We start from the raw sequence: 13,428 nt of genomic DNA, 5'->3' as shown, positions 1-13,428 counted from the left end.
ATCACTCTGGTTTCTTGCATTACAATCTTTCCACTACTATTTCACCGAACATTTCACCCAATGCCGCGGTCAGGGGATGTGCGCAAGCCACCCGCACACAATTTGAAGGCAGCTTGTCGTCCCGGGCCGCCGGCAGTTGCGCTTCGCCCTCGCCCTGTTTCAACCTTACATTGTCACCCGGATTTATGCCGAGCGTATCCATCAAATCACCCGGCATCCAAGCCAGCGGCGTGGCGGCATCCCGTGTGCGCTGCAGCGAATCGGCACGGCGCACAATAGGGTCGGCCTGATGAATCGGGACTTCACCGATGCGCTGAATTCCGCCATTCTTCGGCTCATTCATCAGTCCACCTGTGGCGAAATTTTTCAGATTGTTGCTCAGGCGGGCGCTGATATCGCCACCTGCCGGAAGAATCTCCGCACGCACCTGCTCCGGCGTATCGTAGGCAAACCCATCAAGTTCCAGCATGCTGCCCAATACCCGCAGGACTTTCCATGCAGGACGCGTATCGGCAAGGGGTGCGACCACGCCATTGAAACTTTGCACGCGGCCCTCGGTATTGATAAAGGTACCCGAGGTTTCGGTGAATGGCGCGATCGGCAATAGCACATCCGCATAACCACCCTCAAGAACGGCACGGTTTTTGTATGCGCTCATCACCACCACCAGCTCCGCCGCGTCCAGTGCTTTCATCGTCTGATGCGGATTGTAGCTATCCAGCTCCGGCTCCAGATTCATCAGCATGTAGGCCTGGCATGGTTGCGACGCATGTGTGGCTGCACCCGTCCCGAGCATTTGCGAAGCATTCATGTTTTCCGGTTCAGGCTGGCCGGAATCTCCGGCAGCCGCGCTCAAGCCGCCGTGGTCAGGAATTGCCCCGGCAATATAGGCGCCGACACTATTGGCGGCCTCGCCCAATACGCCAAACTCCGCCTCGACAATATGCGCAATATGCTGCGCCAGCCCGTGAATATCCGCATATTGCGGATGATGCTGCGCCATGTTGCCAAGAAAAATCGCGGCGGGCTTATTATCAATGAGGCTGGCCGCCATCGCCCGCGCGGCATCCGTCACGCCGACGGAATCCGATGCTGCTTTCGCTGCATCGGGAATCTCCACCTCCTTCAGCTCGGCGGCGGCTTTCAAGACCTGCGCCAGCACCGCCGCCATTGCGGCAGGTGCGACGATGGCACGATTAACCACCTTGGTCAGCAGATCGTCATCCACCGGATTAACGAGATTCAGTTGAGCGCCCTGCTTCACCGCCTGGCGCAAGCGCTGCGCAATGAGAGGATGATCCTTGCGCAGGGTACTGCCGATAACCAGCGCCGACTTCAGATGGGAAATACCGGCAACACTCATTCCCAGCCACGGCGCGCCTTGCAACTGTTGATCCGCGCGGAAATCGGATTGACGCAAGCGATGATCCACATTTCCGCTACCTAATCCCCGCACAAGTTTTTGTAGCAGATAGAGTTCTTCCAGTGTGCTGTGAGGAGAAGCCAACGCACCAATACTCGAGGCGCCGTGTTTCTCTTTTACGGCGCTCAATCCATTTGCAACGAATTCCAGCGCGGTTTGCCAGTCGCATTCCTGCCACTCGCCATTGCGCTTTATCATCGGTGTGCTCAGGCGCTCGTGCGAGTTTAGCCCCTCATAGGCAAAGCGATCCTTATCCGACAGCCAGCACTCGTTGACTTCCTCGTTCTCGCGCGGCAACACGCGCATGACACGATTCTGCTTCACCTGAACCACGAGATTGGAACCAAGACCGCAATGCGGACTCACTGATTTCCTGCGGGACAGCTCCCAGGTACGGGCCGAATAACGGAAAGGCTTGCTGACCAGCGCGCCGACCGGACAAAGATCGATCATATTGCCGGATAACTCCGAGTCCACCGTACTGCCGACAAATGACAGGATTTCCGCATGTTCGCCGCGGCCCGCCAGACCCAGCTCCATGATGCCGGCGATTTCCTGGCCAAAGCGCACGCAACGGGTGCAATGGATGCAGCGGGTCATATCGGTGGAAATCAGCGGACCCAGATTCTTGTTCGCTACCACCCGCTTGGCTTCGGTATAACGTGAGGCGCTCGCTCCATAGCCCACTGCAAGATCCTGCAACTGACATTCACCGCCCTGGTCGCAAATGGGGCAATCCAGCGGATGATTGATAAGCAGAAATTCCATCACGCCTTTCTGTGCGGTTACCGCCTGTCCGGAGTGCGTAAAGACCTTCATGCCCTCCATGGCGGGAGTGGCGCACGCGGGTAAGGGCTTGGGCGCTTTCTCTACTTGCACCAGGCACATGCGGCAATTGGCCGCGATGGACAGTTTCTTGTGATAACAGAAATGTGGAATATATATACCCAGCTGGTTGGCACCGTCCATGACGGTACCATTCTTGGGCACAGATACCTGTTTTCCGTCGATTTCGAAATTGATCATTGGGCACTTATTCTCGGATTAATCGCGAATAGACGCAGCTAAAAAAGAAAGGCAATTTTTTATCCATGCTTATGCGGTTACACCATACATCTCTTGTGCTCAATATGGTAAGCAAACTCATCCCGGAAATGCTGAATCATGGCGCGTACCGGCATGGCGGCCGCGTCACCCAGTGCACAAATGGTCCGCCCCTGAATATTGTCAGCAACATTGTTGAGCAGATCGAGATCTTCCATCCGCCCCGTGCCGGTTTCAATTCGATGCACCACACGATAAAGCCAGCCGGTTCCTTCGCGGCAAGGTGTGCATTGACCGCAGGATTCCTCAAAATAAAAGTATGACAATCGCTCCAGCGCTTTTACCATGCAGGTAGTGTCGTCCATAATGATGACAGCGCCGGAACCCAGCATGGAACCGGCTTTGGCAATGGAGTCATAATCCATGTCGGTCTGCATCATGATGTCGCCGGGCAACACCGGCATGGATGAACCTCCGGGAATACATCCTTTCAGTTTTCGGCCGCCACGCATGCCGCCCGCCATTTCCAGGAGGGTGGCAAACGGCGTACCCAGCGGCACCTCGTAGTTACCAGGCTTGTTGACATGACCTGACACCGAGAAAAGCTTAGTGCCACCGTTGTTGGGTTTGCCCAGCTGCAAAAACTTCTCGCCACCGTTACGAATGATCCAGGGCACTGAGGCGAATGTTTCGGTATTGTTAATGGTGGTAGGTTTACCATAGAGTCCGAAGCTCGCCGGAAAGGGGGGTTTAAAACGCGGCTGGCCTTTCTTGCCTTCCAGCGATTCGAGCAGCGCGGTTTCCTCGCCACAGATATAGGCGCCATAACCATGATGATTGTATAACTGGAAACTGAAGTTGGAGCCCAGAATGTTATTCCCCAGGTATCCCGCGGCACGCGCTTCGTCTACCGCTTCCTCCATGCGCTCATAGGTATCCCAGATTTCGCCATGAATATAGTTATAACCCGCCTTGATACCCATCGCGTAGGCGCCGATGATCATGCCTTCTATCAGGATGTGCGGATTGTGACGCATGATATCCCGGTCTTTGAAGGTGCCCGGCTCGCCTTCGTCGGAATTGCATACCAGATACTTATCGCCCTCGTACTGCTTGGGCATGAAACTCCATTTCAGCCCGGTCGGAAAACCCGCGCCGCCACGTCCGCGTAATGCGGATTTCTTGACTTCCTCGATGACTTTCTCAGGCGGAATTTTCTCGTCCAGAATTTTTCTCAGCGCGGCATACCCGTCGCGCTGCTCGTAATTTCTAAGCCGCCAGTTCTCGGGATCCGATGGATTCAGTCCCGCCAGCAATACCTGCGTAGGCTGGGTCATTTGTTCAGCTCCTCCAGCAATTGGTCGATACTGTCGTTGGACATGAAGCTGCACATGCGTTTGTTATTCACCAGGAGCACAGGCGCATCTCCGCATGCCCCCATGCACTCGCCTTCCTTCAATGTAAATTTTCCGTCGGCGGTGGTCTGATTGAAACCGATACCCAGTTTTTGTTTGATATGGGTCGCCGCATCGTTGGCGCCGGAAAGTGCGCAGGGAAGGTTCGTACAGACGGTAAGCTTATGTTTACCCAGTGGCTGAAGGTTATACATGTTGTAGAACGTCGCCACCTCATACACGGCTATCGGCGGCATGCCAAGATAGCGGGCAATGAAATCCATGGTTTCATTAGCCAGCCATCCTTTCTCATCCTGCGCGATGGCGAGCGCCGACATTACCGCCGACTGTTTTTGATCGGCGGGATATTTGGTGAGCTCATGGTCAATTTTTTTAATGGACTCAGGGCTTAACATGTCAATTTGGCTGCTTCACTGTCTATCCGGGTAACGGTCAATGGATCTGTCTGTTTATCTGTCGATTTCACCAAATACAATGTCTTGCGTACCGATAATGGCCACCACATCGGCGATCATATGTCCACGCGACATTTCATCCAGCGCCGCCAGATGGGGAAAGCCTGGTGCGCGAATTTTAAGCCGGTAAGGCATATTGGCGCCATCCGATACCAGGTAAATGCCGAATTCACCCTTGGGGTGCTCAACCGCGGCGTAAGCCTCACCCGGCGGCACATGAAACCCCTCGGTAAAAAGCTTGAAATGATGAATCAGCTCTTCCATGTTCTGCTTCATTTCAACGCGTGCCGGTGGCGCGATCTTGTGGTTGCCGGTTATGACGGGTCCCGGGTTCTTACGCAGCCATTCGACACACTGCCGGATGATACGGTTGGATTGACGAAACTCTTCTATTCGCACCAGATAACGATCATAGCAGTCGCCGCTGACACCGACCGGTATGTCGAAATCCATCCGGTCATAAACTTCATACGGCTGTTTTTTCCGCAAATCCCATTCCACACCCGAACCGCGCAGCATCGGACCGGTAAAACCCAGGGCCATGGCACGTTCGGGCGAGACCACACCGATGCCTACCAGCCGCTGTTTCCAGATACGGTTGTCGGTTAGCAGTGTCTCATATTCATCTACATAGGTAGGAAAACGATTGGTAAAGTCTTCGATGAAATCCAGCAGCGAACCACTACGGTTCTCATTGAGAATTTTGGTACTTTTTTCGTTGTGGATTTTCGACGCCTGATATTGCGGCATTGAATCCGGCAGATCCCGATAGACACCACCAGGACGGTAATAAGCGGCATGCATTCTGGCGCCCGAAACCGCCTCGTAACAATCCATCAGGTCTTCGCGGTCGCGGAAAGCATAGAGAAACACGGTCATTGCGCCCACATCCAGCGCGTGCGCGCCCAGCCACAATAGATGATTGAGTATGCGTGTGATTTCATCAAACATCACGCGAATATATTGCGCACGTAAAGGTACTTCAAGTTGAAGCAGCTTCTCAATGGCCATTACATAGGCGTGCTCATTGGACATCATGGACACGTAGTCCAGCCGGTCCATGTACGGCACTGACTGAATGTAGGTTTTGTATTCGGCCAGCTTTTCGGTCGCGCGATGCAGCAGGCCGATGTGCGGGTCGGCACGCTGTATGACTTCGCCATCCAGCTCCAGCACCAGGCGCAACACGCCATGCGCCGCCGGATGCTGCGGACCGAAATTCATGGTGTAGTTGCGTATCTCAGCCATATTTAAGAAATCCTTTCCACGGAGATCTCATTCGCTATCCCCATAATGCTCTTCGCGGATTACGCGCGGCGTGATCTGGCGCGGTTCAATGCTGACCGGCTGGTAAATTACCCGCTGCTGGTCGGGATCGTAGCGCATCTCGACATTTCCGCTTAACGGAAAATCCTTGCGGAACGGACTGCCGATAAACCCATAGTCTGTGAGAATGCGACGCAAATCGGGGTGACCCGTAAAGACGATGCCGTAAAGATCAAATGCCTCGCGCTCGAACCAGTTGGCGGATGGCCATATGCCAATTACCGAATTCAGAACCGGGAATTCATCGTCATCGGCGAATACCTTGACCCGCAACCTGCAGTTATGGCTGATGGAAAGCAGGTGATACACGACAGCGAAACGTTTGCCCTCCCAGCCGTTCCCGGAGGGAGATTCGGAACCATAGGCCGAATAATCCAGACCACATAAGTCGGCGAGCATTTCAAAACCCAGATCCGGATGATCGCGCAAAGTCTCCATCGACCACAGCATATCCGCGGGAGACACCGTGATCGTTAATTCGCCCAACCGCTCGCTGATGTTGCCAAGCTTATCGGCCAGCACATTTTGAAGGCAAAGGGCGAGCGTTTCCAAGCGGGAGGAAGACATAGTTAACTCAGCGGGCGATGGTATTGGTGCGGTGGATCTTGTTCTGGAGCTGGATAATGCCGTAGAGCAATGCTTCCGCCGTTGGCGGACAGCCGGGAACATAGATATCCACCGGCACGATACGGTCACAACCCCGCACAACGGAATAAGAATAATGATAATAACCGCCACCGTTGGCACAGGAACCCATGGAGATTACCCAGCGCGGCTCAGCCATCTGATCGTAAACTTTGCGCAGTGCGGGCGCCATCTTGTTGCACAATGTGCCGGCTACAATCATCACATCCGACTGACGTGGGCTGGGCCGAAAAACGATGCCGAAACGATCAAGATCGTAGCGTGAAGCGCCCGCCTGCATCATTTCCACGGCACAGCATGCGAGGCCAAAAGTCATCGGCCACATGGATCCGGTTCGCCCCCAGTTAATGACATTATCCAGACCTGTGGTAACAAAACCTTTTTCCATTACGCCGCCGTTAGTACTCATAGCATTAATCCCATTCCAGAGCACCTTTTGTCCATTCGTAAATAAAGCCAACGACAAGGATGCCAAGAAAAACCATCATGGCGACAAAGCCGAACATGCCGATCTCATTCAACACCACCGCCCATGGAAACAGAAAGGCGATTTCGAGATCGAATAGAATGAACAAAATGGCAACCAGGTAATAGCGTACGTCGAACTTCATGCGCGCATCTTCGAACGCTTCGAAACCACACTCGTAGGGTGAAAGTTTTTCGCTATCGGGGCGATTGGGAGCGAACAGCCAGCCAAGCGCCATGGGCACCACACCGACGGCAAGGCCGATGAGAATGAATAGCAGGATAGGAAAATAATTTTCGAGCATCGATATTATCAAAAATAAAGAACTAGAAACCAGGTTACCATTTATGCTCTACGCATCTGTTTACTCTGATTCTCAGCCCTATCCCATAATTGGTGCCGACGGCGAGACTCGAACTCGCACAGCTTTCGCCACCGCCCCCTCAAGACGGCGTGTCTACCAATTTCACCACGTCGGCGGCTTAACTTGAGTTCTAGTCAGAGGCGCAATTTTATTAGAACGCAGCTTTAATTAATTGTTCAATTAACTCATCAGAAATGTTATTTCGGTATTTCAGTGGCCTTGGAAGCTTCTCCTTCAGCAGGAGCTGCCGGGGCCGGCTCTACCGGCTTGGCTGATTGAACCGGCACCGCTTTGTCCATAACCCCTCCTCCTTCTGTCTTGTGGCTGGAAAGGTAGGTAAGCCCGAGACTGGTGATAAAAAATACCGCAGCCAACGCCCCTGTTGTCCTGCTCAGAAAATTTGCTGAACCACTGGCACCGAATAAACTTCCCGACGAGCCGCTGCCAAAGGCGGCTCCCATATCGGCCCCTTTGCCATGTTGCAATAAAACCAAAACAATTACAGTTATGGCCGTCAGTACATGCACTACCCAAATAAGTGTTTCCAACGCCTACTCCAAAATGAATTAATTATTTGCCGCCCGGCAGATCGCGATGAATTCATCGGCAACAAGCGAAGCGCCGCCAATCAATCCCCCGTCGATATCCGGCATGGCGAATAGCTCCTCGGCATTATTTGCCTTGACGCTGCCGCCATAAAGAATCTTTAACCCGGCAGCCACTTCGGGACTGTGAGCGGCGATTCTATCGCGAATGAAGGCATGCACATCCTGGGCCTGACTGGGTGTAGCGGTTTTCCCGGTTCCGATAGCCCATACCGGCTCATAGGCCAATACCGATTGAACCAGCGCGTTGATGCCCGCCGATTCAATAATTGCATCCAGTTGTTCCGCTACCACTTGCTCGGTAATGCCAGCCTCACGCTGATCCAGCGTTTCACCAACACATAGGATAGGTATCAAGCCGGCCGCTTGAGCCGCTTTGAATTTAAGCGCCACTGTACGACTATCTTCACCATATAATGCGCGCCGTTCCGAATGACCGGCAATAGCATAACGACAGCCGAAATCCATCAACATGGCCGCCGATACCTCACCCGTATAAGCGCCTTTGTCATACTGGCTTACATTCTGGGCACCCCACTGGATAGGCGTGTCCCGCAGCAATGTTTGTGTCTGAGCGAGGTAGGGATAAGGCACGCATACCGCAAAACCGGCGTTACGCAGGGCTGCCGTTCCCGCGACGATTGCGCCCAGCAAGTCCTGATTCTGCGCCATTCCGCCATGCATTTTCCAGTTGCCTGCAACCAGCTTCGAACGCATAGCCATCATCGCCGCCTTTGTCCTTAAAAGCAGCGAATGTTACCTGTGAATGGGTATCGGGTCAATCAGAAGGCAAGGGATACCGCCCCGAATAAAGTTCGAAAATACTAAAAACCGTGGATGAGAATGGAATGGCTGGAATGAAGGGTATTGATCCCCTGTGATTTGCAGGAACGGGCGCTGAGAACCGTTCAAGTGCATCGCAAGATATTTGTAATATAAATAATATCTTCCGCGTTTGATATTTCTTATGTCGAGAACGCTAGAGCGGTTACCTGTCGGATTTAGGTTCAACCAAAACGACCGGTAATGTAATCTTCCGTCTGTTTATTTTTAGGCTTGATGAAAATAGTGTCGGTCACATCAAATTCGATGATTTCACCCAAATACATATAGGCGGTGTAATCCGATACACGCGCCGCCTGTTGCATATTGTGAGTAACGATGAGAATGGTAACCTTGTCTTTCAGGTCAGCGATAAGCTCTTCGATGCTGGCGGTGGCGATAGGATCAAGCGCCGAAGTAGGCTCGTCGAATAAGAGGATTTCAGGATCCGTGGCGAGCGCCCGGGCGATACACAAACGTTGCTGCTGGCCACCCGAAAGATTGTAAGCAAGCTGTTTCAAACGATCTTTCACTTCGTCCCATAATGCCGCGTCGCGCAATGCCTGTTCCACTTTCTCATCCAGCACCGCGCGCTGCCTTACCCCACGCACTCGCAGGCCATAAGCCACATTTTCATAGATGGATTTTGGAAATGGGTTGGGTTTCTGAAAGACCATACTGACACGCATTCGCACTTCGATCGGATCCACGTTACGGGAAAGAATATTGACGTTATCCGGGTGCAGAATAATCTCGCCTACATAACGATTCCCTGGATAGAGGTCATGCATACGGTTGAAGCAGCGAAGATAAGTGGATTTGCCACAGCCGGACGGACCGATCAATGCGGTGACCTGTTTTTCATGCAACGTCATGTTAATGTTTTTAAGCGCGTTAAATGCGCCATAATAAAAACTCAGATCTCTGACTTCGGATTTGCACGGAATCGGTGTGATATCCGCAACGGAGTTGTCTCGCGGGAAATTCTCTACCATTTGATATTCTTTCGCATGCGATAGCGCAAATAAATAGCTAATGCGTTCATGGTGAGCGTCATCACTACCAGAACAAGTCCCGCCGCCGCTGCGTTGGCCTGAAATTCTTCCTCCGGCCGCGACACCCAGTTAAACATCTGGATCGGCATCACTGTGAATGACGCCATCAGCCAATCAAAAGACAAAAAGGGAAATTCCGCTGTTATCGGGGACGGCGGCAGGAATGCGATGAAAGTCAGCGCGCCAATGGTGATGATGGGCGCTGTTTCTCCAATCGCACGGGCAAGACCGATAATGACGCCCGTCAAAATACCGGCTGCGGAATACGGAATAAGATGATCAGAAACAGTTTGCCACTTGGTTGCCCCAAGTGCATACGCACCCTCGCGGATAGCCACGGGAATCGAACGTATGGCCTCACGGGTTGCAACGATCACAACTGGCAGGATCAATAGTGCCAGCGCGAGGCCCGCCGACAAAATGCTCTGTCCGAATCCCAACTGATGCACGAACAGGCTCAACGCCAACAGCCCATAGATAATGGACGGCACACCTGCAAGATTGGTCACATTAATTTCAATAATCTCGGTGAGGAGGTTTTTAGATGCATACTCCTCCAGATAAATGCCCGCTCCAATACCCATCGGCACGGCAGCCACCGCCGTCACCATCATGACCAGCGTCGTTCCGACCCAGGCAGACAATATACCCGCCGAACCCGCGCGGCGCGATGGGAAAGAACTAAAAAAATCCCATGACAAACGCGGCATCCCGTCGATGAGCATGCGGGAGAATAATGCCATGAATGTCAGTATCGCAATCATCAGCACGAGTACCCCGATAATCATAAAAATGAGATCCCAAAGCTTGTGACGTGCGATGATGGCACGAATCTCGTTCAGGTTTTTTTCATCTCTCATCAACCGGATCCGGGGAAAAATCAGTAAGGTATATTCATTAGAAGACCGCAAATCAAGCGGCAGAAAAAACCAGGCTGGTTAAATACAGAATTCCTATAAGACTCAATAAATCTCGCGATACCGCTTGCGTAGCAGGTGGCCAATAACATTGAATACCAGCGTTAATAGCAGTAATGTAAGTCCGGCGGCAAAAATGGTCTGATAGCCAATGCTGCCATGGGGCAGATCGCCCAAGCTTACCTGCACAATATAGGCGGTGATTGTGGCCGCTGGCTCCATTGGATTCCATGTGAGGTTCGGCTGCATGCCGGCAGCTATCGCCACCACCATGGTCTCTCCTACCGCACGGGAGATACCAAGAATATAGGCGGCGGCAATGCCGGAAAAGGCGGCGGGCATCACTACCCGGATAGCGGTCTGGAGTCTCGTGGCGCCCATCGCATAGGAGCCCTCGCGCAGGTGCATCGGCACCGCACGCATGGCGTCCTCCGCCATGGAGCTGACATAGGGAATAATCATGATGCCCATCACCAGGCCGGCGGAAAGCAGACTGAAGCCGGGTAACTCGGGGAAAATTTGTTGCAGCAGGGGTGTAACGAACAGTAACGCGAAATAACCGTAAACCACTGTTGGCACACCACCCAGCAGCTCAAGAAATGGCTTGGCGATTTCACGCACGGCAAAAGGTGCGAATTCGGAAAGATATATGGCAGTTATTGTACCCATGGGAATCGCTACCGATAGCGCCACAGCGGAACTCACGACGGTCCCGGAGATCAATGGGAGTATGCCGTAGTGCGCATCGTCAAACAGCGGTGTCCATTGGGTATCGGTGAGAAAATCCCAGAGCGGAACGTGTTCAAAAAACACAAACGACTCTTTCACCAGCATCACCACGATGGCGATCGTAATTGCAACTGAAACAAACGCCATCAGGAATAGCGTGGCCTCAATGAAACGTTCACCCAAGTGACGACTGTAACTATACCCAAGTTTTCCGGGCTGATTGGTATCAGTGGGAGACTCCGTGGTCACAAACAAATGCCTCAGTAAAAGTTGGGTTTTTCGAGGAGGCTAGATATTACGATGGATATGTTACAGTCTCGTGACATTCACCGTCTCGTGACATTGAGAGAAGCACTAACCTGAAACCCATCTGAGCGCTAATAAATAAGAAGATTAAATCAAAGAAGTGACCAAAGATCCCTTTTCGACAAAATTGTGAATTGTTATGAAGCCATCTGATTTACCGTTAAAACCGTCAGTCACTCACAGGCAAGCCAAGTCTCTCCGATGATCCAGGTTATTCACAAAATCTCTGATTAATTTTTTAATAACACTCGACCAGCGTCATACGGTATGACGAGTTTGCCGACTCATTGAAAAACTTCAAGTAAGCTGAATATTGACTGCGTGTAGCATCCGCAGCACCATTGGTACGGATACACCGCGTTGGATTCCGGGCAAAGATAGACATCAACACGTGGCAACGCAGAATTACATGCGGCCTACCATTACCGGGAAACCGCATCTGGACTGATAAACCTTATCCATTAAGCCGGAATACTGTCAGGCCGAATCACCCCTCCTCCTCTTCCTCCTCCTCGTCGTCCTTATCCTTCTTTTCAGGCTTGAGGACCATTTTGCCTTCCTTGCGGCTGGCATTGAGGTCGGTCTCGGCGACTTCCTTGTGCACCAGGTTCTGATGGCAGTCGATACAGGTGGCCCCTTCGGTCTCCATCTTCTTGTGCGCGGCCTTGGCATCAGCCCCCGGCGGCTGCGGGTTCTTGTGGCATTCGCGGCAGGTGTTGCTGTCCCACTTCTTCAGGTTCATGCGCGCATCGTGCGCCATGATCAGCCTGCGCTCGTTGAATTTCTCCAGCGTGGAGTAGTCGTTGGCAAATTCCAGGTACAGTTCGCGCGCCCCATCCACCACGTGCGTCGCCACCGCCAGGTGGAAGTTCTTGAAGCCCTGCGGGATGTGGCAATCCTTGCAGCCCGGGTTGGCGCCCAGGGCGCCATAGTGCGAGGAGGTCTTGAGCTCCTCCGCCGGATAGGACATGGAGTGACAGCTGGTGCAGAATTCGGTGGTGGAGACGGCGGCCTCGCCGCCGAATACCACCGCTACCATGACTACCCCCAGCAAGGCACCCGTGAGCAGGGTGCCGCCCGCGCGTATTCCCATCAGTCCTCCGAGCCTTTCTCGCCGACCTTGGCCGTGGACTGGAAGTCGTCATGGAACTTGAACTTCGGATCGCCTTCGAAGGTGCCGTCCAGTTTGTAGTGCTCGTGCATGGCTTTGACGTCCTTGACGTATTTGTCGAAGTTGAAGGTGTATTTCTTGTCCACTTGCGGGGTGAACGGGGTGTAGGGCTTCTTGGTACCCTTCCAGCCCGAGCCTTCATAGTTCAGGTGGCAGGCGTTGCAGGATTCTTCAAAGGCGAAGTCCTGTCCCGCTTCCGCCAGGGTCGAACGCGGCGCGGTCTTCTTCGATTTCTCGTAGGCCGCTCCCGCCTTGCGGTGGATGCCGCGATACTTGGCGCCCGGGCCGTGGCAGGATTCGCAGCCGACGCCGCTGGTGAATTTGCTGGGGTCCTCAACCGTGTAGCCGCCTTCCTTGCCCCAGCCGTCGACGTGACAGCCTACGCAGTCCTTGTCCTTGGTGTAGTCCTTCTTGGGGTCGAGCTTGGCCTTTTTCTTGGCCTCAGCCTTGGTGTTGGGCTTGAGCGAGTCCATGGCCTTGGCGTGCGCCGTCTGGCTCCATGATTCGGCCTGGCTCTTGTGACAGGAACTGCACTTCTTGCGGCCTTCAAATGATTGTGCGGAGGCGCTGCCGGATAGCAGCGCAAACATGGCGGCAGCGGCGAGGGCAAGTGTCAGGGAATGGCGCATGGTCTTCTCCTTCGGGCAAATATATCCGTTGATCGTTGTTATATGTATAAAACCCA

General features: G+C 53.1%; 14 protein-coding genes and 1 tRNA gene. All 15 read right to left on the bottom strand.

Translation table 11 applies throughout. The annotated features are described in order from the left end of the window. Window positions 1-19 precede the first annotated feature (19 nt). The gene (gene nuoG / locus BLR00_RS06865) at window positions 20-2,449 is read right to left on the bottom strand and encodes an NADH-quinone oxidoreductase subunit NuoG (RefSeq protein ID WP_074631692.1); all 2,430 of its coding nucleotides are present in this window, start codon (window positions 2,447-2,449) and stop codon (window positions 20-22) included. 77 nt (window positions 2,450-2,526) lie between these two features. Further along, a complete protein-coding gene (gene nuoF / locus BLR00_RS06860) occupies window positions 2,527-3,804 on the bottom strand; it encodes an NADH-quinone oxidoreductase subunit NuoF (protein WP_074631691.1) in 1,278 nt (425 codons plus the stop codon). After that, entirely contained in the window at window positions 3,801-4,277 is a 477-nt protein-coding gene (nuoE, locus tag BLR00_RS06855; RefSeq protein WP_074631690.1) for an NADH-quinone oxidoreductase subunit NuoE, read from the bottom strand. Before nuoE ends, nuoF begins: the two co-directional genes overlap by 4 nt. 54 nt (window positions 4,278-4,331) lie before the next feature. Then, window positions 4,332-5,585, bottom strand: a complete 1,254-nt coding sequence (locus tag BLR00_RS06850; protein WP_074631689.1) for an NADH-quinone oxidoreductase subunit D — start codon at window positions 5,583-5,585, stop codon at window positions 4,332-4,334. 27 nt (window positions 5,586-5,612) lie between these two features. Further along, the gene (locus BLR00_RS06845; protein WP_074631688.1) at window positions 5,613-6,230 is read right to left on the bottom strand and encodes an NADH-quinone oxidoreductase subunit C; all 618 of its coding nucleotides are present in this window, start codon (window positions 6,228-6,230) and stop codon (window positions 5,613-5,615) included. A 7-nt stretch (window positions 6,231-6,237) separates the two neighbouring features. Beyond that, complete coding sequence (locus BLR00_RS06840) at window positions 6,238-6,717, bottom strand: NuoB/complex I 20 kDa subunit family protein (RefSeq protein ID WP_074631687.1); 480 nt, start codon at window positions 6,715-6,717, stop codon at window positions 6,238-6,240. Window positions 6,718-6,721: 4 nt separating this feature from the next. Next, window positions 6,722-7,078: an NADH-quinone oxidoreductase subunit A gene (locus BLR00_RS06835; protein WP_074631686.1), complete on the bottom strand. Its 357-nt coding sequence runs from the start codon at window positions 7,076-7,078 to the stop codon at window positions 6,722-6,724. 90 nt (window positions 7,079-7,168) lie between these two features. Beyond that, a tRNA-Leu gene (locus BLR00_RS06830) sits at window positions 7,169-7,253 on the bottom strand. 82 nt (window positions 7,254-7,335) lie between these two features. Continuing rightward, window positions 7,336-7,686: a preprotein translocase subunit SecG gene (gene secG / locus BLR00_RS06825; protein WP_074631685.1), complete on the bottom strand. Its 351-nt coding sequence runs from the start codon at window positions 7,684-7,686 to the stop codon at window positions 7,336-7,338. A gap of 18 nt (window positions 7,687-7,704) precedes the next feature. Beyond that, window positions 7,705-8,460: a triose-phosphate isomerase gene (gene tpiA / locus BLR00_RS06820; RefSeq protein WP_074631684.1), complete on the bottom strand. Its 756-nt coding sequence runs from the start codon at window positions 8,458-8,460 to the stop codon at window positions 7,705-7,707. Window positions 8,461-8,750: 290 nt separating this feature from the next. Next, window positions 8,751-9,560, bottom strand: a complete 810-nt coding sequence (pstB, locus tag BLR00_RS06815; protein ID WP_074631683.1) for a phosphate ABC transporter ATP-binding protein PstB — start codon at window positions 9,558-9,560, stop codon at window positions 8,751-8,753. Beyond that, window positions 9,554-10,480, bottom strand: coding sequence for a phosphate ABC transporter permease PstA (gene pstA, locus BLR00_RS06810; RefSeq protein ID WP_074631682.1), 927 nt, complete (start codon window positions 10,478-10,480; stop codon window positions 9,554-9,556). Before pstA ends, pstB begins: the two co-directional genes overlap by 7 nt. Window positions 10,481-10,582: 102 nt before the next feature. Further along, the gene (pstC, locus tag BLR00_RS06805) at window positions 10,583-11,515 is read right to left on the bottom strand and encodes a phosphate ABC transporter permease subunit PstC (protein WP_074631681.1); all 933 of its coding nucleotides are present in this window, start codon (window positions 11,513-11,515) and stop codon (window positions 10,583-10,585) included. A 544-nt stretch (window positions 11,516-12,059) separates the two neighbouring features. Continuing rightward, a complete protein-coding gene (locus BLR00_RS06800; protein ID WP_074630781.1) occupies window positions 12,060-12,665 on the bottom strand; it encodes a NapC/NirT family cytochrome c in 606 nt (201 codons plus the stop codon). Beyond that, window positions 12,665-13,372, bottom strand: coding sequence for a cytochrome c-550 CycA (cycA, locus tag BLR00_RS06795; RefSeq protein ID WP_074630780.1), 708 nt, complete (start codon window positions 13,370-13,372; stop codon window positions 12,665-12,667). The genes BLR00_RS06800 and cycA overlap by 1 nt, the downstream gene beginning before the upstream one ends. Window positions 13,373-13,428 lie beyond the last annotated feature (56 nt).

The sequence above is a fragment of the Nitrosospira multiformis genome (assembly GCF_900103165.1).
In the GTDB taxonomy this organism is placed as follows: domain Bacteria; phylum Pseudomonadota; class Gammaproteobacteria; order Burkholderiales; family Nitrosomonadaceae; genus Nitrosospira; species Nitrosospira multiformis_D.
The sequence above is the reverse complement of the archived record's forward strand: the minus strand, read 5'-3'. Positions and strand labels throughout refer to the sequence as shown.